Below are 19,847 nucleotides of genomic sequence, written 5' to 3'. Positions count from 1 at the left end.
GGGTAGCTAGGCTAGCGACGCGGGTGGCGCTGGCGCCAGCTCTTGATGATCGGGTAGAAGACGAAGACGGCCGAGAGCAGCAGCGTGAGCAGCGTAGGGCCGTCCAGCCGCCCGCCGCGCATCCACAGCGTATAGCCCACAAGGCTCAGCCACAGCAGCGCGAAGAGCAGCATCTGCCGCGTGGTCAGCGGTCGTCGGTAGGCCATAGCACGCTAGTACTTAGCCTCACGTAGCAGCAGGGCTGCCTCGCGAGCGAAGTAGGTCAGGATGAGGTCGGCGCCCGCACGCTTGATCGACAGCAGGCTCTCCATCATGATGCGCTCGCGATCGATCCAGCCGTTCATCCCTGCAGCCTGGATCATGGCGTACTCACCGCTCACCTGATAGGCTGCCAGCGGCAGGTCGTAGCGATCGCGCGCCCAGCGGATGACGTCGAGGTAGGGCATGGCGGGCTTGACCATGACGATATCCGCCCCCTCGGCGATGTCGCTCTCGATCTCGCGCATGGCCTCACGGATGTTCGCAGGGTCCATCTGGTAGCTGCGTCGGTCGCCAAAGGCGGGGGCGGAGTCGGCAGCGTCACGGAAGGGGCCGTAGAAGGCGGAGCTGAACTTCGCCGCGTAGGACATGATGGGCAGCTGCTCGTAGCCCTCGCGGTCGAGGGCCTCACGCATGGCGGCGATACGCCCGTCCATCATATCGGAGGGGGCGACCATGTCCACCCCGGCGCGGGCGAAGGAGAGGGCCTGACGGCAGAGGTAGGGCAGCGTGGCGTCGTTGTCTACCGTGTAGTGCTCGTGCAGGATGCCGCAGTGTCCGTGGTCGGTGTACTCGCACATGCAGATATCGGCGATGACGATGAGCTCGGGCAGTGCCGCCTTCAGCGCGCGGATGCCCTGCTGGACGATGCCGTGGTCGCTGTAGGCTTCGCTACCCGTCTCGTCCTTGTGCTCGGGGATGCCGAAGAGCATGACGGAGAGGACGCCGAGGCGGTAGAGCTCCGTGCACTCCTTCACCAGTTCGTCCACAGAGAGGCGGTACTGCCCAGGCATGGTGGAGATCTCCTCACGGATACCCGTGCCGTGCACGACGAAGAGAGGCGCAATGAAGTCGGAGGGGCTGAGCGTCGTCTCACGGACGAGGCTGCGCAGCTGAGGGGTCATACGCATACGGCGTAGACGTGTCGTAGGGTACATAAGCTAGCTTATAGGATGTGATCAATGTACTGAGTGAAGGCTGTCGGGGAAGTAAGGCGCCAGGCGGATACTATCCTCACGACTGAAGGCAGGGCTCTGGCGTAGGTGGCGCCAGCTGAGGCGGCGTCCCTGACGCAGCACCCCGAGGCGCAGCCCCTGCAGCTGCGCGCGGTTGAGGTAGGGATGCCAGGGCAGGGAGTCAGCACGCAGCGCGGGGAGCGGATACTGGCGCGGGGGCGTGCGGACGACGAACCATGGCCGCAGCTGGACGAAGCGGTCGGCATCCATCCCATAGACCTCCTGCAGCTGCAGCACCGTATAGTAGCCCCCGAGGCGGCTACGGAGGGAGAGGATGCGGTGGGCGAAGGCAGGGCCTATGCCCGGGACGCGCAGCAGCGTCAGCGAGTCCGCAGTGTTGAGGTCCAGCGAAACGTAGTGCTGATACTTAGCTACGACGCGCTCCGTCCCCGAAGGCGGGCCCACGTAGTCGGGGCTCGTCACCAGGCGCTGGGTGGAGTCGCGCCGCTCGGGTGCCGCTTGGGCTCCCCGCCGTAGCTCGGGAGCAGGCTGGGAGGCTGCAGCACTATTCGCTAAGGGAGCTTGCCCGAGGGTAGCGACCGCCCTTGGGCTAGGACTGCGGTACTGCGTCCAGGCGTAGAGCGCGAGGGCAGAGCTTAGGACGATGACCAGCAGCATGAGGACGATGCGCTCTGCCTTGCCTATGGGATGGTCGCCTTGTCGCATATCGGTCTCTGGCTATAGGCTATCGCGGCGCAGCTCCTGCTCGATGCGTCCGTCCCTGAGGACGATCATGCGGTCGGCACGCGCAGCGAACTCGGAGTCGTGGGTGACGATGACGAAGGTCTGCCCCAGCTGGGCACGCAGGTCGAAGAAGAGCTGGTGTAGGCTCTCCTTATTGGCCGTGTCGAGGCTGCCCGAGGGCTCGTCGGCGAAGATGACGGCGGGCTCATTGACCAGCGCACGCGCCACGGCGATACGCTGGCTCTCGCCGCCCGAGAGTTCGCTGGGCTTATGCCCCGCCCGCTCCGAGAGGCTGAGGCGGCTAAGGAGCTCGAGAGCCCGCGCCTTCGCCTCAGAGCGCGAGCGCCCCAGCAGCAGCGCAGGGATCATGACGTTCTCCAGGGCGGTGAACTCAGGCAGCAGCTGATGCGACTGGAAGATGAAGCCGAGGCGGCGACAGCGGAGCTCGGCCAGTCGGCGCTCGCTGAGCTGGGCGACCTCCTCGCCCTCGATACGCAGCGAGGCGCCGGGCTCGGCCTGCTCCAGCGTCCCGAGGATCTGCAGCAGGGTCGTCTTGCCCGCGCCACTAGCGCCGACGATAGAGATAATCTCGCCCGCCTCAACACTGAGGTCGACGCCCTTGAGCACCTCGAGCGAGCCGAAGTGCTTGTGTATGTTAGTTGCCTGTAGGAGCATGCTGCGGGGGGATAGCGGATGAGGCGTGGATATGCTGCAGCACATAGGCCGCCAGCTGGCAGCCGAAAAGGGCCGGCATATAGGAGATAGTGCCTGCGGTGGAGCGCTTGCAGCGCTCGCCCTCGATCTCCAGCACGGCCGACTCATCAGGCAGCTCGCTGGAGAAGACGACGGGCACGCCGCGGCTGATGCCCAGCTTACGGAGGCGCTTGCGAAGGGCGCGGGCCAGCGAGCAGTTGTAGCTGTGCGCTAGGTCCGCCTGATGGATCTTGGAGGGATCGCTCTTCGCCCCCGCGCCCATGGAGGAGACGATGGGTAACCCGCGCTCCCGCGCCAGGGCGATGAGGTAGACCTTGGGTGAGAGGGAGTCGATGGCATCGACGACGAAGTCATAGCGATGGCGGTCGAGCAGCTCGACCATGTTCTCATCCTTGAGGAAGTCCTCGACGACCTCCAGCTGGACCTCGGGGTTGATGTCCCGCAGGCGCTCGGCGAGCACACGCGCCTTGGGCTCGCCGATGTGGCGATGCGTGGCGACGAGCTGGCGATTGATATTGGAGGGCTGTATGGTGTCGGCGTCGACGATGGTGAGGCGACCGATGCCGCCACGTACGAGGAGCTCGCTGGCGTAGCCGCCGACACCTCCCAGCCCCACAACGAGGACATGGCAGGCAGCGAGTTCGTCCACACGTTCATCCCCGAGCAGCAGTCTCGTGCGCTCCGTCCAGGCTTTGGCTTGACTCATCGAGGGGACTTAGTTGATGCCGCGCTTATTGAGCTCCTGCTGGTAGAGCTTGGCGTTGACCAGATGCTCGCTGAAGCGTGCGGCGAAGCGGTGGTATCCCGAGAAGTCCTCGCGGGCACACATATATAGGTAGTCATGCGCCTCGGCCGCCAGCACGCTGTCGATGGTCGCCGTGTGGGGCAGCACGATGGGGGCAGGCGGGAGGCCTACGACGCGGTAGGTGTTGTAGGGGGACTCGGTGGCTAGGTGCTCACCCTTAATGCGCTTGAGGGCAAAGTTGCCCGTGGCATACTTCACCGTCGGGTCGGACTGTAACTTTATGCCCTGACGGAGACGATTGAGGTAGAGGCCTGCGATGCGGCTATACTCGTCGCGCTTGGCCGACTCGCTCTCCACGATGGAGGCCAGCGTCGTCACCTGCAGCGGGGTGAGCCCCAGGCGCTGGGCGGCCTCACTGCGCGCACCGCGCCAGAAGCGCTGGTAGCCGCTGTGGATGCTGTCCAGCAGCTCCCTGCCCGTAGCCGTCCAGCGCAGCGTGAGCGGCTGGCGCATCAGCTGGGCACGCAGCGTCTCGCGGGTCATGCCGTAGCGGGAGAGGAGCGCAGGGTCACTGAAGGCCGCCTCCAGGCTATCGCGCTTGACCCAGAGCTGGGCGGCGAAGAAGTCGAGGATCTCGGCGTTAGTCCGCAGCGCCCCCGGCTGGAGCACGAGGGGCACGTCCGCGCCGTGCTGCAGCTCGTCGATGACCCCAGCCATATTCATATCGCGCGTGATAGCGTAGCGGCCGGGGCGCAGCGGCTCGGAGCTCAGGCCTCGGTAGTCCGCCAGCCAGCCGAAGAGGCGAGGATAGCGCAGCCAGAGCTTGGACTGCAGCTGCTGTCGGAGCTCAGGGTACTTCGCCCCTGGAGCTACGAGGATGTAGGTCGTATCGGCCTCGGGGCGTCCTGCAGGTGCCGTATAGAGGTAGCCCCCAGCACCTAGCCCTAGGAGGACAAGGAGCAGAACAAGCAGCAGGAGGTAGCGTCCCCAGGGGCGACGACGCCCGTAGCTGGAGCGGTGCCCGCGGTATTTGGAGGGCAGGAGTCGACGCCCATTGATGCGCTGATAGTGCGCGACAGAGTTCTTTGACATAGGAGGGAGAGCTCGGGGAGGTGAGTATTAGCGGTAGAAGGCGCTCGGCGAACTGAGGCGCTGTAGGTCTCCGCCGCGGATGGCGTAGAAGGAGGGCAGGCGCTGCACGTTGTACAGACCGAGGCTACGACCCTCGGCATCATGGACAGTTGTCCAGGGGAGGGTGCGTGTGGCGTTCTTCCAGAAGTAGCTATCGGCGTCCACCGAGACCTCGTAGATACGCAGCTCGGGGTGTGCCTGCTGGAGCTGGCGCAGCTCCGCCACGAGCTCGGGTGACCAAGGCTCAGCGTAGGAGGTGAAGCTAACGAGCGTAGGGCCCTGAGCCGCGAGCTCCTTGAGCGAGACCGTGCGCCCCGTGCGATCAGGATAGCTGAGCTCGGGGTAGGCGACGACCTCGGGCTGCTGAGGCAGCTCGTAGCCAGGCTCGTTGATCACGCAGCTGCCACGCTTAATGGCTCGCGCCTGGAGGGCAGCCTGCTTGAGCAGTGCCGCATAGGGAGCCTCTGGGTAGAAGGTATCGTAGGCGGTGGCTACGGCGGCGAAGGCCGCGGCGTCGTCTGGATTGAGTGGGGAGAAGTAGCTGCCCGATCCGATGGTCTGCAGCAGCGCAAAGCAGGCTGCGGGGCTCTTGGGGTCGGCGTAGATGAAGCGCTCGGTGAGCTGCTTCTTGAGCGCCGCGATGAGCTCCGAGCTACGAGCCCGAGCCGAGTCGGCATTGAGCCTATTCGCCCAGGCCTCCTGCACCATGGGCTCCAGCTGTCGGCTGGTAGCCTTGCTGAGGCGGCAGACCTCCTGGATCTGCTTATTGTAGTCCTCGGGCGAAGTGATACGGTAGCTATCGAAGAGGCGCGAGGCCTCAGCTGTGATGCTGAAGCGACGTGCCGAGTCCGCCGCGAAGGGGATATGCTGCTCCCCGAGGCGCAGACGGTAGAGCATCGGGTAGCTGTGCCCCTCGCCGCGGAAGGAGAAGTGCCCCTCCTTATCAAGGTGCACCGAGTCGATGATGCGAGGCTCCTCGGAGATCGTCTCCTCGAGGTAGAGCATCTGGTCGGCGGCTCCGCTGATGGTGCCCTCGGCGATGAAGTCGCTGGACTTATGGCCTGAGCAGCTGGCTAGCAGGCAGAGGGCTAGCGTCAGCCCCAGTAGTCGTCCTATTCGCTTGGTCATGTGTCTATGATCGTGTGTGTCCTTATTCTGTCCAGTAGTCCCCCGTGGCGAGCAGCAGCTCCTCGGCACGGGCGATCTCGGCGAAGAGCGTCTCACGGGTCGTGGCCTGCAGCATGGCGATGCGCACGGGGCGGAAGTGGTCTATGCCCTTGAAGATGGGGCTGGCGGCGATGTGGCGGCGGCTGTGGAGGATGCCGCGGCGCTCGTCGAGCTTGGCGATGTTATTGTCCACCAGCTGGCGCAGCACCTCGACGTAGTAGCTCTTGGCACGCATCGGCAGCTGCTCGCCTGTGGTGAGGTAGTGGCGCATCTGCTCGAAGATCCAGGGCTGCCCGATGGTCGCGCGGCCTACCATGACGGCATCCACGCCGTAGGTATTGAAGGCGCGGCGAGCCTCTTCGCCCGTCGTGATATCGCCGTTGCCGATGATGGGGATGTGCATGCGGGGATTGTTCTTCACCTCGCCGATCAGCGTCCAGTCCGCCTGCCCCGTGTACATCTGGGCACGGGTACGGCCGTGGATGGTGAGGGCCTGGATACCGCAGTCCTGTAGGGCCTCCGCCAGCTCGACGATGATCCGACTGTCGTGGTCCCAGCCAAGGCGCGTCTTGACCGTCACGGGGATCTTCACCGCCTTGACGATCTCACGTACGATCTCCAGCATCAGGGCGGGGCAACGAAGCATCCCGCTGCCAGCGCCCTTGCCCGCTACCCGCTTGACGGGGCAGCCGAAGTTGAGGTCGAGCAGGTCGGGTCCCGCAGCCTCGGCGATGCGTGCCGCCTCCACCATAGGGGCGACCTCACGCCCATAGATCTGTATGGCTACGGGGCGCTCCTCTGGGTCGATGGCGAGCTTGCGCGTCGTGCCCGCCACCTGACGGATGAGGGCATCGGCGCTGAGGAACTCGGTATAGACTAGGTCAGCACCGAAGCGGCGGCACATCAGCCGAAAGGCGGCATCCGTCACGTCCTCCATCGGAGCCAGCAGTAGCGGCTCCTGTCCTAGCTCTAGGCTCTGTCCTATCTTCATCCCTTCTTTCCTTCTACTATATATACTGAGGCCACCTCTAGTGCCCGATGGATATCCGGACAAATATAAGTATCTCCGATGAGATCTGCTAGCCCCGTGGCGCGCAGCGTGCTGTGGACACGCTCGTTGACCCCCGAGAGGATGAGGCGCGTGCCGCTACGCTGTGAGGTCGCGACGAGGATCCCGAGGTTACGCACCGCCGTCGAGTCCATGAAGGGCACCGAGCGCATACGTAGGATACGCACGGGCGGAGCGGCCTGCGTCACCGACGTCACTTCCTCGAAGCGATTGGCAATGCCGAAGAAGAAAGGCCCCTCGATCTCATAGACCTCTACCCCCTCGGGCAGCGTGAGCCGCTCGCTCTGGCCTTGATGGCCGTCATCCCCCGCAGCATGCAGCTCCAGTTCGCCGCGCGAGACGAGGATACGCGTGCTCTCGACCATGCGCTGCATGAAGAGCAGCATCGCCAGCAGCAGCCCCAGCTCGATGGCGATCGTCAGGTCGAAGATCACAGTCAGCAGGAAGGTCACCACCAGCACCGCCACATCGCTCTTCGGCCCGCGAAGCGAAGCGCGCACCGAGCGCCAGCCACTCATATTATAGGATATGACCACCAGCACCCCTGCCAGCACGGCCATAGGGATATAGGCCATCAGCGGCATGAGGAAGAGGAAGGTCACAAGGAGTACCACGGCGTGCGTCATCCCCGCGATGGGGCTGCGCCCGCCGTTGTTGATATTGGTCATCGTGCGGGCAATGGCTCCCGTGACGGGGATCCCGCCGACGAAGGGCACGATGATATTAGCCACGCCCTGCGCCACAAGCTCGGTATTGGAGCGGTGCCGCTCGCCAATGACGCCGTCGGCGACGCTGGCCGAGAGGAGCGACTCGATCGCACCAAGCAGCGCGATGGTGAAGGCGGGCGATATAAGGCGCTCTACCAGCTCCCAGCTCAGCTCGGGAGCAACGAGTGGAGGTAGGCTCGTGGAGATCTGATAGCGGTCACCTATGGTCACCAGCTCGGTGATGCCGCAGTAGGTCTTCAGCACGTAGCCTAGGATCGTCATCACGACGATCGCCACGAGCGAACCAGGAATGACCTTCGTCAGCCGTGGCGTCAGCTGGATGATGACGATACTCCCGAGGCCTACGGAGAGTGTCAGCCAATGGGTCTGCCCAAGGCTCGAGAGCAGGACGCCCCACTTGGGGACGAACTCCTTAGGCAGGCTCGTGAGGCCGAGGCCGAAGAGGTCATTGATCTGCGTGGTGAAGATCGTCACCGCGATCCCTGCCGTGAAGCCCAGGATAATGGGATAGGGGATGAACTTGATGAGCGTCCCCAGCCTAAGCAGTCCCATCAGTACGAGGAGGATCCCCGCCATCAGCGTCGCCACGAGCAGCCCGCTCATGCCGTACTCGGTGATGATCCCGAGCACGATGACGATGAAGGCGCCCGTCGGCCCCCCGATCTGCACCGAGCTACCGCCTAGGGCGGAGACCACGAAGCCCCCGATTACAGCCGTGATCAGCCCCACCTCTGGGGAGACGCCACTGGCGATGGCGAAGGCGATAGCCATAGGTAGGGCGACAATCCCTACGATGAGTCCTGCCAGGAGGTCGCGCGTCAGCATCCCCCGATTATAGCCCTTGAGGCTATCCAGCAGCATAGGTCGTACAGAGAATCCTAGCTTCATCTACTTCCGTCTATATATGATCATGAGGACTACAAAGATACGAAGAGCAGGGCGCATCACCCAGCCCTAGCCTCAGCCTCAGTCCGCCGCCAAGACTCCTTCCCCCCAGCGCAAGCACGAAGGCAAGGAGGCTACCGCACCCCACACGAAGTCTTCTCCTTACACACTCCCTCAAGGCTCGCACGTATCAGGGGGTATCGCTTATAGAGGCTGAGTATAGGGTCGCGTGCTGATGTGTCAACACCCAGTTGGCACTTGGCCTACAGCTGGGGGTACAGCCCTGCGTCGATGAGGCCCGACCTAGAGAAGTTGTCGGCAAAGAGGTTCTTGACCTAGACGTCCACCTTACCAGGCTCGGTCATTCAGCTCGCGCCTCATCCCCAGGAAAACTCTCGGAGCTGACGCTAGAAGTCCAGACCTTTCATGGTCCAAATTATTGATTACATTTGTGACAGCTCGAGAGAGTTAGGGACGCAGGTAAAACTGCGCACCACGGCTGAGGCAAGTATTCATATACTTGCCTCTTCTATTTTGGTTGAATGGTCACTGCGAAGGTACATTGGCGGGCGGCCAATCACAACGGCGATATATAAAATTAAGCCCCACCCCAAGAAGGGGGTAGGGCTCAATCGGGGCGACGTCCCCTTACGGGGTAACATCACCGATGCAAAAATAATTAATCTACCCCGAAGTCCAAAATAAGGACATCGTGGACCTAGTAGGGTTGGATCGCTACTGCGGAGGCACATAAACGGGAGGCAATCACCACCTAGACCTTGGCAAGCGCGGGAGCGGGGAGGCCGAGGGGAGGGGCACGAGGGAGCGAGGCGGCAGGGACAAAAGGAGCGCCCCCGCGGAGCGGCTGCTGGGCAGCGGCGCTTCGCGGGGGCGTTCGTTATTAAAGGAGCGGAGGCAAGGGAAGCATCTCGACCCTGAGGGAGAGGCTATGAGGCCTCAGCTAGAGGGAGAGTCGGCGGAGCCTCACGGGGTGGCGAGGGACTTACCTCACCTCGCCTTGGGCTTACTTCACCTCGCCCTTGATGCGGAGGGTGAAGCCGCCGTCCTTGCCGTTGCTGTAGACGGCGATATTCTTGTAGAAGGGGCCGGGGCGGCCTGCGGGGTTGTAGGTCACGACGACCTTGCCCTCCTTGCCTGGGGCGATGGGCTCGCGGGTATGCTCGGGCGTGGTGCAGGAGCAGGGCGTGGAGACGCGCGTGATGATCAGCGGAGCGTCGCCGATATTCTTGATGATAAAGGTATGCGAGACCTTACCATTAGCCTCGAGGATCGTGCCGAAGTCGAACTCCGTCACAGGCGCCGAGATGACTGCCCCCTTGGTAGCCTGAGCTAGGGCAATCCCCACGAAGAGCAGGAGCGCGCTGAGGATAAAAGCAAATCGTTTCATAATCTATCTTTATTAGGTGATCACAGCCGTCCCCCATCAAAGGGGAGGGCTAGCAAAGGTAAGTAAATAACGCCTAGCGGGCAAGCTAGCGTATCTCTGAGGCCTCGGCCTCGGGCAGATCGTCCCAGTCGAACTCCAGCTCCTCGCCTTCGTCCCACTCCTCGTCCCACTCGTCCTCTTCCTCCAGCTCGGGCAGCTCCTCATCCTCGTCCTCCCAGCTGAGGCTGGTGACGTCGATGGTCTGCTGGATGAGGCTCTCGGGGCGGTGCTTGGTCTCACGATTGAGCTCCTGCCACAGCAGGTCCTTGAGCTCGGTGAGGCCCATGTGTGCGGCCGAGGAGATGAAGACGATAGGCAGATCCGTGTCCAGCTCCTTGTGGAGCTCGTCCAGCAGCCAGCCCTGGATCTCCTCATCGATGAGGTCGCACTTGGTGATGGCCAGCACCTTGCGCTTCTCCACGAGCTCGCGGTTGTACTTGACCAGCTCCCCGAGCAGCAGGCGATACTCGTCGGCGATGTGCTCGGTGTCGGCGGGGATCATGAAGAGTAGGAGGGCATTGCGCTCGATGTGACGCAGGAAGCGCAGCCCCAGGCCACGGCCCTCAGCGGCGCCCTCGATGATCCCGGGGATGTCGGCCATGACGAAGGAGCGATCGTCACGGTAGCGCACCATGCCGAGGTTGGGCTCGAGCGTGGTGAAGGGATAGTTGGCGATCTTGGGCTTGGCAGCCGTCAGGACGGAGAGCAGCGTGGACTTCCCAGCGTTGGGCAGGCCTACGAGGCCTACGTCCGCCAGCATCTTGAGCTGGAGGATGATGGTACGCTCACGGGCGGGCTCGCCAGGCTGTGCGTAGCGGGGCGCCTGGTTGGTGGCTGTCTTGAAGAAGGTATTCCCCTTCCCGCCACGACCGCCCTTCAGCAGGAGCTCGGTCTGTCCGTTGCGGTTGAGGTCGGTGATGAACTCGCCCGTCTCGGCATCGTAGACCGCCGTACCCACGGGCACCTCGATGACCTGATCCTCTCCGTCGGCACCCGAGGAGCGCTTGCCGCTGCCGGGGGCACCGCTGGTAGCGATGACGTGGCGCTGGTAGCGGAGGTGCAGCAGCGTCCAATAGTTCTCATTGGCACGCAGGTAGATGTCCCCGCCGCGACCACCGTCGCCGCCGTCGGGGCCACCCTTGGGGATGTACTTCTCGCGTCGGAAGTGCGTCGAGCCGCGACCGCCCTTACCAGAGCGGCAGTAGATCTTGACGTAGTCTACGAAGTTTGATTCTGCCATAGTCGGCTATACATTGATAATAAGGAAAGGCGGGCATCCGAGGCGTAGCCCCTCGGGAGCGAGGACGACTACTCTTCGGATGCCGCGCCTTGTCCTCCAACCGTAGTGGTCTGGCCCCTCCCCGCTCGGGGAAGGGCCGAGATGAGGGGGCTTAGCCTAGTGCGTCGATCACCGCAGCGATGCGCGCTGTGATGTCGCTGATGGCACCGCTGCCTGCGATGGCGTGGTGCACGCCCTTCTGGGCGTAGTACTGGGCGATGGGCGCCGTCTGTGCGTGGTAGACCTCGAGGCGCTTCTTGATCGTCTCGAGATTGTCATCGCTACGACCGCTCTCCTGGCCGCGCTTGAGGAGGCGCTCTACGAGCTCGTCCTCAGCGACCTGTAGGTCGAGGACGGCGTGCACGGCCGTAGCGTGCTTGGCGAGCAGCGCATCCAGCGCCTCGGCCTGAGGCACCGTGCGGGGGAAGCCGTCGAAGATAAGGCCCTTCTTGGGCTGGCGCTCCTGGAGCACCTTCTCGATCATGTCGATGATGAGGCTGTCGGGGACGAGCTGCCCTGCGTCGATATAGCTCTTGGCAGCCTTCCCTAGTTCGCTCTCGGCCTTGATCTCAGCGCGGAGGATATCCCCCGTGGAGAGGTGGTCGAAGCCATACTGAGCGATGAGCACCTCGCTCTGCGTTCCCTTACCAGAGCCTGGGGCTCCGAAGATCACTAAATTCAGCATCGTGGGTATGATGTTTAGTCTTTGAGTTGGTAAATGTCCTTGTACATGCGGCCGTACTCATCGTAGTCGAGGCCGTGGCCGAGGATGAACTTATTCTCGATGTCCATGGCTACGTAGTCGGTGTCGACGTCGCAGCTCACAGCCTCGGGCTTGCGGAGCATGGCGGCGATATGCACCTCGGCTGCGCCCTGCTCGAGGAAGAGCTTCTTGAGGCAATACACCGTATAGCCGGTGTCGATGAGGTCCTCGACAATGACGACGACGCGCCCCTTGAGGTCCTGAGTGACGGGCAACAGCTCCTGGAGCCGACCCGTGCTCTGCGTGCCCTCGTAGCTCTTGTAGCGTGCGAAGGCTACCTCCCACTCCTCGTCAATGGTGTACATCAGCTCGGAGGCAAACATGAAGGAGCCGTTCATGATGCAGACGAAGAGCGGATCACGATCCTTGAAGTCATTCTTTAGGCGCAGCCCCAGCTCTCTGACGGCAGCACTGACCTGCTCGCCCGTCAGATAGGGCTCGAAGGTGCGACCATGAAGTACTACTTCTTTCATCTTTGTATCGTTACTATTCTATACGGTCTATTACGAAGATAGCTTACTAAGAAGCCACAAAGATAATGCTATTCCCTGAGACACAGCTCCAGGCACTCCATGCGGCCTCCAGCGCAGACGGAGCAGCCCTCCCTCCCCTACCCTAGTACAGCCTCGTCCCTACTCCAGTCAAGACCCAGCAGCAGCCTAGCGCGGCAGCAGCCTTGTCCGAGCTCCACGAGGGATATCCCTCAGGCGGCTGAGGGACGTCAGTCAGCGTCACGAGGGATAGCAGTCAGTGCGCTGAGGGATATCCATCAGCAGCGCGCGGGCTAAGGCATAAGGAAGGGCAGGAACTATGGGGGCCTCGATCAAGGCCAGGAGCGGCCGCGCGTAGAGCCCCTGCGGGCTAGAGCCCATAGCAGTTGCGCAGGACGACCCAGCCAAGCGTGAAGAGCGCCAGCAGGAGGAGCGTCACGGGGTGGCGCAGCAGACGCGCCATCCGCGGCCAGCGCTCCCCGTAGCGCGGCAGGGCTAGGTAGAGCAGCCCCAGGGGGAGCATGATGAGGAGGAAGTAGTTATAATGGAGGGCTTCGCCCAGCCGCCCCCCGAGGAGGGCATGCAGCGCCCGCTGCGTCCCGCAGCCAGGGCAGCGCAGGCCCGTCGAGCGATAGATCAGACAGCTGGGGAAGTAGCCCAGCGCGGGGTCTACAAGGGCATAGATGAGGAGCAGCAGCCCTAGGCCTATAAGCCAATAGTCCCTAGCCCACCGCCTGAGGCGTGTGAGATAGGGACTAAGACGTAGGGCAGGCCGGCGCCGCATGATGCGTCTCGGAGCGCCCGCTAGGAGAGGATGGAGAAGTACTGTGCGATGGTCTCGAAGTTCTTCTGGCGAGCCTTATCCTGGATCTGGAACCAGTCTATGACGGTCCAGATCCCGCAGCCACCAGCGGTGATGAGCTTGAGCGCGCCCATCGGGATATCCCCCAGCAGGAAGCGATCGATGCCGAGGTAGCCGCCGAAGATCGAGACGAGGAGCATGACCGTAGGGTCCATCAGCTCGACCCCATTGATCGAGTGGAACTGCTCATCGGTCAGCTGCATGAGACGCTCACGGATGTAGGGCAGGTGTTCGGCGGCGAAATACTTCTGCTTCATGACAAGGAAGAGGTCCACCATTTGCTTGTCCATAATCTCTCTGATAATTATGTGAATGAATGCTTGAGGCTAAGGAGCCCTAGCGCAAAGATAGTGCTATTGAGCGATGATACAGCCCGCCCTCAGCACGCTACCACCAGAGGTCGTAGACAACGATCTCGCTGCGGGTACCGATGCGGTAGGTAGCCCCCGCCGAACCGATCCCCTGCGAGATATAGAGCTCACGCTCTCCCTCGCGGCGCAGGCCCGAGGCCATACCGACGCGCGCCCAGACCAGCAGCTGTCCTGGCCAGATCTGTCCGCCGTGCGTATGCCCGCAGAGCATGAGGTCCATGGGATAGAGGCTGAGGCTGTCGATGGACTTCGGCGTGTGCTCCATGAGGATGGTGGGGAGGCTGCTGGGCGTACCGCTGAAGAAGGACTCCAGCGGACGGCGTGCCTCATTGACCGCATCGTCGCGGCCGATCAGGCGCAGGCTATCGCCCTGCGGGCTGACGATGAGAGCGGTGCTATCGCGCAGGAGCGTGGCACCCGTCTCCGCCACGTAGCGGATATTGGCCATCGTGTCGGCACGGTACTCATGATTGCCCAGCACGTAGTAGGCACCGCTGGGAGCGCCTGCGTTGAGGCGCCGCATCAGCTTCATCACCCGCGGGTCATAGGCGTACTCGCTGAGGTGGTCGATGAAGTCCCCACCCGAGAGGATGACGTCGGGGTGCTGGGCAAGGATGAGGTCTACGGCGCGGCCTACGTAGTCAGGGGTCATCGCCTCGCCGATATGTAGGTCAGAGAAGAAGACCAGCCTCATACGCTGGCGCGGCTCAGCCCCCGCGGGCGTCAGCCGCGAGAGCACCATGCGGCGGTGCACTACCTGCGGGTAGCGGACATTGCGATGGCCTACGACCATGAGGCCGAAGAAGAGCAGGACGAGCCCTGCGAAAAGGCCCTGCTTGAGCCACCGCTGCCCACGCAGCCCAAGGCGCGCATAGCAGCCCCAGTAGCGCGCGTCCAGGCGCCGCAGCCCATTGATCAGGAAGACCACCCCCGCTACATAGAGCGTGGAGAAGAAGATGTAGACCATCCCATTCATCACGGCGCTCATCCAGTCTGCCTGGAAGAGGCGATGCGTCGCCAGACCCACAAAGAAGAGGACGAAGATCGTCGCCAGTAGCCCCCAGAAGAGGCGGCGTGCCCGCGCGCCGAGGGCTTGGCCTCCGCGCCAGCCCAGATAGGGGAAGAGGAAGAGGCAGCAGAGTACCGAATAGATGTAGACCATAGGAGTAATGATGCTTAGCACCGGGCCCAGCCAGCGCGCCTGGGCCTAGCGCCCTTCGCCGAACTGACGGTCGAAGATGCGGAACTGGTAGTACATCAGCGCCATGCCCAGTACCCCGGCACAGATATCGGAGAAGGGCAGCGCCAGCCACACGCCCGTACTCCCCCAGAGGCGAGGGAAGAGGAAGAGCGCGGGGATGAGGAAGAGCGTCTGACGCGAGATACTCAGCAGGAGCGCCTTCCCGCCGAAGCCTATGCTCTGGAAGAACTGCGTGGCCGTCACCTGGAAGCCCACGAAGGCGAAGCCATAGAGGCAGAGGCGCAGCGCATGCACCGAGGCCTCGATCATCTCGGGCGAACTGGTGAAGAGCGAGGAGATAAGTCCTGGCACCACCACGGCCGAGAGTGTCATCAGCAGCCCTATACCGAGGTTGGTCGTCGAGCAGATCTGGAAGGTCTGCCGCACACGAGGTAGGGCACGCGCCCCATAGTTGAAGCCCACGATGGGCTGCATCCCCTGCGCAATGCCCACCATAAACATGAAGCCCACCAACGCCGCGCTATTGATGATCCCATAGGCGCCCACAGCACGGTCAGCCATCAGCGGGCTCTCGGCGTAGTCGGCCAGTGTCTTATTGATCAGGAAGGCCACACCGCTACTGAGGAGCTGCAGGAAGAAGGGCGACATCCCGATCGAGAGGATGGAGCTGATCTGCTGCCAGGAGAAGCGTAGATTGCGGCGGCGGAAGTGCACCTCACTATTGGCACTTAGGAAATGGTGCATCACGAAGGCCATAGACACCGCCATGGCGATGACCGTAGCCCAGGCAGCACCCTCGATTCCCCAGCCAAAGCCGTAGATAAAGAGCGCGTCGAGGAGGGTATTCAGCACCGCTCCGATGAGCATCGTCACCATGGCCTTGTAGGGGTAGCCCGAGGCACGCATGATGGCGTTGAAGCTGAAGCTGAGGGTGGAGAAGATATTCCCCGGGATGATGATCTTGAGGTAGTCGTAGGCGAAGGGGAGGGTCCTATCGTTCGCCCCCAGGAGGCGCAGGAGGTCCTCCAGCCAGATCATCACGGGGATGATGGTCGCCAGCTGCGTGACGAGCGTCAGCAGGAGGCCGTTCCCCAGGATACGCTCGGCCTCGTCATGCTTCCCCTCGCCGAGCAGGATGGACACGCGGGAGGAGGCCCCCACGCCGATGAGCATGCCCCAGGCCTGCATGAAGATGATGATGGGGAAGGTCAGCGCGAGGCCCGTGATGGCGAATTCGCTGACGCCCTGACCGATGAAGACGCGGTCTACGACGCTGTAGAGGGCGTTGACCATCGTCCCCACGACGGCGGGGATACCATAGTGGAGGAGGAGGCTAGGGATACGCTCGTGGGCAAGGCGCTCCGTGCGCTCGGTATGAGGGGTGGCTGTAGCCGACATATCGGGAGGGGATGTGGGAGGTGCGGAGGGATCGAGGGGATAGGGGTGATTGCCCTACCGAGCGCGCTCAGGCGCGGCACTGGGCAGGAGGGCTAGGGAGCTACACAGAAGAGGCTGCCCGCAGTATGGGACAGCCTCTTCTAGGGTAGCTATACACACAGCATAGGCCTTTGAGGGACTAAGGTCTGTGTGGGAGGGGGAATGTCGGCTTAGGAGAAGAACTCCTTGACAGCTTCGTTGGGTACCATCTCTTCCTGGAAGACGTAAGCGCCCGTCTTAGGGGACTTGACCATCTTGATTACCTTAGAGTAGGTACGGCCGTCAGCCTTCTTGAACGATGCGACTGCTTTCTTTGCCATTGTCTTATCTCCTTATCCTTACTTGATTTCCTTGTGAACAGTCATGCGCTTGAGGATGGGATTGTACTTCTTCAGCTCGAGACGCTCTGTCGTGTTCTTTCTGTTCTTGGTCGTGATGTAGCGGGACGTACCGGGTAGACCGCTTTCCTTGTGTTCGGTGCACTCGAGGATGACCTGCACTCTGTTGCCCTTAGCTTTCTTTGCCATGTCGTTTATCTCCCTACTTTACTTTGATTTCACTTAGATAGCCCTTATCTGCAGCCTGACGGATAGCAGCATCGAGACCGATCTTGTTGATGATGCGGAGCCCAGCGGCCGAGACCTTGAGGGCGACCCAGCATCCTTCTTCTGGCCAGAAGAACTTCTTGGTAAACAGGTTGACATCAAAGCGGCGCTTCGTCTTGCGGTTGGAGTGCGAGACGTTGTTGCCGACCATGGCCTTCTTGCCTGTAATCTGACAAATCTTTGACATTACTCTTTATATTTAGTTTGTTTGGTTCAAACGCTTGGGCGACTGCGGGACCGATCCTCTCGGACACAGGACCCTACAATCGGTTTGCAAAGTAAGTAAAAAAAACGCACTTCAGCAAATGAATACAGCTCTGCCCAGTGCCTAGGCGCACTCTACCCTCGGACGAAGGTGCGACAGAGCGTGGACGGACGGCCCTTCCCGTCTAGCATTAGCCTAAGAAGGAGGCGTAGGCGAAGCGCTCGGAGCGCCTCTTCGATGACTCGCGACACCCCTCCCCTAGCCTAGCCTCCCTCCCCTGCCGCTCGAGCAATAGAGCTAGCTGGAGCGCGGTCGGCAAGCCTCCCCAAGGTCTCGCCCCAAGCCCCTCGCGCTCAGCTAGGCCAAGGGCCGCGGCGCCTCGTGCTAAGGGTAGGGGCCGTGAGGGCTATCCGTCAGCGGGCTGAGGGACGGCAGTGGGCGGCATCACAGCTATCCCTCAGCCCGCTGAAGGATATCCCTCAGCAAGACAAATGCAGGCGACGAGCACGCTGGCCCTCCCCCCGAGTAAGCGCTGGGAGCCCTCCGCCGAGACCTCGACCAGGAGGGGCAAGGTGCGGCCGAAGCAAGGGAGGAGAAAAAGGAGCAAAGGCTAGGATACAGGGAACTAAGGGACAGGATACAAAGAGGACGCGCCCCCAGGCGGCGTCAGCTCGAGGGCTGGCATGCCTGAGGGCGCGTCCTTAGTATAGGGACTATACGCTCGTGCTTACTTCAGCGCATAGGGCTTGTCCGCGCTGGTCGGCCAGTTGATATTCTGGTAGAAGTAGCTGGCGTCGACCTTACCCGTAGGCGAGCAGAGCTCCATCGTCTGTATGGTGACAGGCGCGAGGTAGTGCGCGAGGTAGAAGGTGTAGCCGTCGTACATCACGTTGTTGTTCTCCTTGGAGATAATCTGATAGGGACGGTGGTACACGCCGAGGCTGCGCGCCGAGAGGTTGGACTTAGAGGTGCCATCGGCGACGATACGGCTCTTGTACTGGCCGCCTTCCTTGACGAAGTTACCCTGCTTGTCGCGCTCGATGAAGTAAGGGTAGGTGTACATCTTCGTCCAGATGTTGACGCCCTCGATCTGATAGTTCTTCACCTGGTCCATAGCACACCAGCGGACGAGGTCCTCATTGCGCATGCCTTCGCCAGCGAACTCACAGCGGCGCTCGCGGCGGATGCTGTAGAGCGTCTTGTCCACGGGCTGCCCTGCGGAGAAGGCACCCCAGTCGTAAGAGGCACGGTTGACGTTGGCCTCCTTGCTCATATCCGTAGCCGCGATCGTCTCGTCGATCGATCCCGTGATGCCGGCACGCTTACGCAGGGCATCCCAGTACTTGCGCGCATCGGCGTCGAGCGTCTTGGTCAGCTCGTAGCTCGCCTCGATGTAGTTGAGGTAAGCCTCGGAGGCACGCAGGATGGGCACACCCGAGACGTCGTTCATCTCAGAGCCAGCACGCATGGCGGGGTCGTAGTTGTAGTACTTGCGCTGCGCGTAGCCCGTGACATCACGTACCTCAGGCTTGTCGATCATATTGGGGAACTCGTAGGCACGTACCTCGCGCTTCTCCGTGTCGTAGAAGCGGGGAGTCTTCTCATCGAAGAGGAAGAGCGACAGGCGCTCGTCTCTGTCCTTCTTGACATCCTCCAGCGTGGCGTCGGTGTAGCTACCCGTCTTGGCGTAGTAGGGCTTACCATCCTTCATCAGGAAGGACTCGACGAGCCCACGCGTCCAGCCCGAGTTGGTCCCCGAGATCAGCTGGTGGGAGACGAGGTGCACGATACCGCGCTCCTTGTTGTACTGGCGCCACAGCAGGATCTCCGGGTAGCCCGCCAGGCTACGCGATGCGAACATCTCGTAGTAGGGGTTCCAGCCGCTGAAGTTCGGCAGGTCGGGGTTCATCTTGTGGCTGTTCTCCGTCAGCTGGACGGCATCGGCCACTATCTTGGCAGCGTTCTTAGCCTCGGTGAGGAAGAACTCTACCTCGGCCTGCTGGTTGAAGGTCTTGCCTGCGTTCCACTCCTTGTCCTTGCCGGGCCAGTTAGCATCGCCTGGCACACGACCCGAACCGCGGTGGTGCAGCTCGAAGGTCCCCTCATAGAGGGCGACACGGCTCTTGAGGAGCTGAGCGGCGAGCTTCGTCAGGCGCTGGTTCGCTGGGTAGCTAGCACGCAGCATCGAGATGGCCTTGTCCAGGTCCTTGAGGATGAAGCGTGCCACCTCATTACGCGGCATACGGCGCGAGGCCTCGAGGATCAGCTGATCGTCCGTATCCTTGAGGATCTTCGTCTCGTCGAGGATGGGGAAGTCGCCGTAGGAGGTCAGCACGTCGAAGTAGAGCATGGCGCGGATGACATAGGCCTCGCCGATGTAGTGCTTGATGTCGTCGGCGTTCCCCGTGATGGTCCCCGCCTCGTACTTCGGCAGTACGTTGCTGAGGAAGACATTGACATTGCGGATCGAGGAGATATCAGGCTGCCCCGTGCTCCCGACCTTCCACTGGTCATTGCTGAAGGTCTGGCGGTTGGGCTGGGTGCCGGCCTGGTTGTCCGTGCCGTTATCATAGAGGGCGATCCCTGCGTTCCAGCGACCACTACCATGTCCCTGGAAGATGGAGGCGTAGTAGTTGATGGGGAAGGTGCTCAGCTGGTCGGCCGTGTTGTAGTAGGCCTTGGGCCCGACCTGGTCCAGCGGATCGCGGTCGAGGACGTTACACGAAGTGGTAGCCAGGGTAGCCAGTGCTAGCACCAGCGCCTTCTTAGTACTCTTATATAGGTTCATC

Annotated in this window: 21 protein-coding genes; all 21 read right to left on the bottom strand. The window is 62.1% G+C overall.

Translation table 11 applies throughout. The features are described 5' to 3' along the window. Positions 1 to 11: 11 nt before the first annotated feature. Positions 12 to 206 (bottom strand): hypothetical protein, encoded by a 195-nt coding sequence (locus Q0248_RS00480; RefSeq protein ID WP_299318486.1) that lies wholly within the window; start codon positions 204 to 206, stop codon positions 12 to 14. A 6-nt stretch (positions 207 to 212) separates the two neighbouring features. Then, the gene (gene hemB, locus Q0248_RS00475) at positions 213 to 1,196 is read right to left on the bottom strand and encodes a porphobilinogen synthase (RefSeq protein WP_299318484.1); all 984 of its coding nucleotides are present in this window, start codon (positions 1,194 to 1,196) and stop codon (positions 213 to 215) included. Positions 1,197 to 1,217: 21 nt separating this feature from the next. Then, positions 1,218 to 1,940, bottom strand: coding sequence for a helix-hairpin-helix domain-containing protein (locus Q0248_RS00470; RefSeq protein ID WP_299318481.1), 723 nt, complete (start codon positions 1,938 to 1,940; stop codon positions 1,218 to 1,220). Positions 1,941 to 1,952: 12 nt separating this feature from the next. After that, on the bottom strand, positions 1,953 to 2,633 hold the full coding sequence (locus Q0248_RS00465) for an ABC transporter ATP-binding protein (protein WP_299318480.1): 681 nt from the start codon (positions 2,631 to 2,633) through the stop codon (positions 1,953 to 1,955). Then, positions 2,614 to 3,378 (bottom strand): tRNA threonylcarbamoyladenosine dehydratase, encoded by a 765-nt coding sequence (locus tag Q0248_RS00460; protein ID WP_299318478.1) that lies wholly within the window; start codon positions 3,376 to 3,378, stop codon positions 2,614 to 2,616. Before Q0248_RS00460 ends, Q0248_RS00465 begins: the two co-directional genes overlap by 20 nt. A gap of 9 nt (positions 3,379 to 3,387) precedes the next feature. Further along, positions 3,388 to 4,509: an endolytic transglycosylase MltG gene (gene mltG, locus Q0248_RS00455; RefSeq protein WP_299318477.1), complete on the bottom strand. Its 1,122-nt coding sequence runs from the start codon at positions 4,507 to 4,509 to the stop codon at positions 3,388 to 3,390. A 27-nt stretch (positions 4,510 to 4,536) separates the two neighbouring features. Then, the gene (locus tag Q0248_RS00450) at positions 4,537 to 5,676 is read right to left on the bottom strand and encodes a DUF4369 domain-containing protein (RefSeq protein ID WP_299318474.1); all 1,140 of its coding nucleotides are present in this window, start codon (positions 5,674 to 5,676) and stop codon (positions 4,537 to 4,539) included. A gap of 22 nt (positions 5,677 to 5,698) precedes the next feature. Then, positions 5,699 to 6,706: a tRNA dihydrouridine synthase DusB gene (gene dusB / locus Q0248_RS00445; protein ID WP_299318473.1), complete on the bottom strand. Its 1,008-nt coding sequence runs from the start codon at positions 6,704 to 6,706 to the stop codon at positions 5,699 to 5,701. Continuing rightward, positions 6,703 to 8,400 carry a SulP family inorganic anion transporter gene (locus tag Q0248_RS00440; RefSeq protein ID WP_299318470.1) on the bottom strand — a complete coding sequence of 566 codons (1,698 nt, stop codon included), beginning with the start codon at positions 8,398 to 8,400 and terminating at the stop codon, positions 6,703 to 6,705. Before Q0248_RS00440 ends, dusB begins: the two co-directional genes overlap by 4 nt. 1,021 nt (positions 8,401 to 9,421) lie before the next feature. Continuing rightward, positions 9,422 to 9,805, bottom strand: a complete 384-nt coding sequence (locus tag Q0248_RS00435; RefSeq protein ID WP_211788461.1) for a DUF1573 domain-containing protein — start codon at positions 9,803 to 9,805, stop codon at positions 9,422 to 9,424. Positions 9,806 to 9,890: 85 nt separating this feature from the next. Further along, a complete protein-coding gene (obgE, locus tag Q0248_RS00430; RefSeq protein WP_299318461.1) occupies positions 9,891 to 11,084 on the bottom strand; it encodes a GTPase ObgE in 1,194 nt (397 codons plus the stop codon). Between the two features lie 151 nt (positions 11,085 to 11,235). Further along, positions 11,236 to 11,808, bottom strand: coding sequence for an adenylate kinase (locus Q0248_RS00425; RefSeq protein WP_211788463.1), 573 nt, complete (start codon positions 11,806 to 11,808; stop codon positions 11,236 to 11,238). Positions 11,809 to 11,822: 14 nt separating this feature from the next. After that, positions 11,823 to 12,359, bottom strand: coding sequence for a phosphoribosyltransferase family protein (locus Q0248_RS00420; protein ID WP_299318458.1), 537 nt, complete (start codon positions 12,357 to 12,359; stop codon positions 11,823 to 11,825). A 388-nt stretch (positions 12,360 to 12,747) separates the two neighbouring features. Then, a complete protein-coding gene (locus Q0248_RS00415; RefSeq protein ID WP_299318456.1) occupies positions 12,748 to 13,161 on the bottom strand; it encodes a DUF2752 domain-containing protein in 414 nt (137 codons plus the stop codon). Positions 13,162 to 13,181: 20 nt separating this feature from the next. Then, positions 13,182 to 13,529: a TM2 domain-containing protein gene (locus Q0248_RS00410; protein WP_299318454.1), complete on the bottom strand. Its 348-nt coding sequence runs from the start codon at positions 13,527 to 13,529 to the stop codon at positions 13,182 to 13,184. 97 nt (positions 13,530 to 13,626) lie between these two features. After that, a complete protein-coding gene (locus Q0248_RS00405) occupies positions 13,627 to 14,772 on the bottom strand; it encodes a metallophosphoesterase (protein ID WP_299318453.1) in 1,146 nt (381 codons plus the stop codon). A gap of 45 nt (positions 14,773 to 14,817) precedes the next feature. Next, entirely contained in the window at positions 14,818 to 16,209 is a 1,392-nt protein-coding gene (locus tag Q0248_RS00400) for an MATE family efflux transporter (protein WP_299318450.1), read from the bottom strand. A 209-nt stretch (positions 16,210 to 16,418) separates the two neighbouring features. Continuing rightward, complete coding sequence (locus tag Q0248_RS00395; protein ID WP_211788470.1) at positions 16,419 to 16,568, bottom strand: DUF4295 domain-containing protein; 150 nt, start codon at positions 16,566 to 16,568, stop codon at positions 16,419 to 16,421. A gap of 18 nt (positions 16,569 to 16,586) precedes the next feature. Then, positions 16,587 to 16,775 (bottom strand): 50S ribosomal protein L33, encoded by a 189-nt coding sequence (gene rpmG / locus Q0248_RS00390; protein WP_211788471.1) that lies wholly within the window; start codon positions 16,773 to 16,775, stop codon positions 16,587 to 16,589. Positions 16,776 to 16,788: 13 nt separating this feature from the next. Continuing rightward, complete coding sequence (gene rpmB, locus Q0248_RS00385) at positions 16,789 to 17,040, bottom strand: 50S ribosomal protein L28 (RefSeq protein WP_211788472.1); 252 nt, start codon at positions 17,038 to 17,040, stop codon at positions 16,789 to 16,791. Positions 17,041 to 17,785: 745 nt separating this feature from the next. Beyond that, positions 17,786 to 19,846, bottom strand: coding sequence for a RagB/SusD family nutrient uptake outer membrane protein (locus tag Q0248_RS00380; protein WP_299318448.1), 2,061 nt, complete (start codon positions 19,844 to 19,846; stop codon positions 17,786 to 17,788). Between the last annotated feature and the right edge of the window lies 1 nt (position 19,847).

The organism is uncultured Porphyromonas sp. (assembly GCF_938046015.1).
GTDB lineage: Bacteria > Bacteroidota > Bacteroidia > Bacteroidales > Porphyromonadaceae > Porphyromonas.
This window is presented reverse-complemented; position numbering and strand designations above follow the sequence as displayed.

Excerpts from the sequence above, each read along its gene's own strand:
- Q0248_RS00440 (WP_299318470.1), bottom strand. The coding sequence starts at position 8,400 with ATGAAGCTAGGATTCTCTGTACGACCTATGCTGCTGGATAGCCTCAAG.
- obgE (WP_299318461.1), bottom strand. The coding sequence starts at position 11,084 with ATGGCAGAATCAAACTTCGTAGACTACGTCAAGATCTACTGCCGCTCT.
- Q0248_RS00405 (WP_299318453.1), bottom strand. The coding sequence starts at position 14,772 with ATGGTCTACATCTATTCGGTACTCTGCTGCCTCTTCCTCTTCCCCTAT.
- rpmB (WP_211788472.1), bottom strand. The coding sequence starts at position 17,040 with ATGTCAAAGATTTGTCAGATTACAGGCAAGAAGGCCATGGTCGGCAAC.
- Q0248_RS00480 (WP_299318486.1), bottom strand. The coding sequence starts at position 206 with ATGGCCTACCGACGACCGCTGACCACGCGGCAGATGCTGCTCTTCGCG.
- Q0248_RS00420 (WP_299318458.1), bottom strand. The coding sequence starts at position 12,359 with ATGAAAGAAGTAGTACTTCATGGTCGCACCTTCGAGCCCTATCTGACG.
- rpmG (WP_211788471.1), bottom strand. The coding sequence starts at position 16,775 with ATGGCAAAGAAAGCTAAGGGCAACAGAGTGCAGGTCATCCTCGAGTGC.
- Q0248_RS00380 (WP_299318448.1), bottom strand. The coding sequence starts at position 19,846 with ATGAACCTATATAAGAGTACTAAGAAGGCGCTGGTGCTAGCACTGGCT.
- Q0248_RS00435 (WP_211788461.1), bottom strand. The coding sequence starts at position 9,805 with ATGAAACGATTTGCTTTTATCCTCAGCGCGCTCCTGCTCTTCGTGGGG.
- mltG (WP_299318477.1), bottom strand. The coding sequence starts at position 4,509 with ATGTCAAAGAACTCTGTCGCGCACTATCAGCGCATCAATGGGCGTCGA.
- Q0248_RS00460 (WP_299318478.1), bottom strand. The coding sequence starts at position 3,378 with ATGAGTCAAGCCAAAGCCTGGACGGAGCGCACGAGACTGCTGCTCGGG.
- Q0248_RS00465 (WP_299318480.1), bottom strand. The coding sequence starts at position 2,633 with ATGCTCCTACAGGCAACTAACATACACAAGCACTTCGGCTCGCTCGAG.
- dusB (WP_299318473.1), bottom strand. The coding sequence starts at position 6,706 with ATGAAGATAGGACAGAGCCTAGAGCTAGGACAGGAGCCGCTACTGCTG.
- Q0248_RS00415 (WP_299318456.1), bottom strand. The coding sequence starts at position 13,161 with ATGCGGCGCCGGCCTGCCCTACGTCTTAGTCCCTATCTCACACGCCTC.
- Q0248_RS00410 (WP_299318454.1), bottom strand. The coding sequence starts at position 13,529 with ATGGACAAGCAAATGGTGGACCTCTTCCTTGTCATGAAGCAGAAGTAT.
- Q0248_RS00395 (WP_211788470.1), bottom strand. The coding sequence starts at position 16,568 with ATGGCAAAGAAAGCAGTCGCATCGTTCAAGAAGGCTGACGGCCGTACC.
- Q0248_RS00400 (WP_299318450.1), bottom strand. The coding sequence starts at position 16,209 with ATGTCGGCTACAGCCACCCCTCATACCGAGCGCACGGAGCGCCTTGCC.
- Q0248_RS00425 (WP_211788463.1), bottom strand. The coding sequence starts at position 11,808 with ATGCTGAATTTAGTGATCTTCGGAGCCCCAGGCTCTGGTAAGGGAACG.
- Q0248_RS00450 (WP_299318474.1), bottom strand. The coding sequence starts at position 5,676 with ATGACCAAGCGAATAGGACGACTACTGGGGCTGACGCTAGCCCTCTGC.
- Q0248_RS00470 (WP_299318481.1), bottom strand. The coding sequence starts at position 1,940 with ATGCGACAAGGCGACCATCCCATAGGCAAGGCAGAGCGCATCGTCCTC.
- hemB (WP_299318484.1), bottom strand. The coding sequence starts at position 1,196 with ATGTACCCTACGACACGTCTACGCCGTATGCGTATGACCCCTCAGCTG.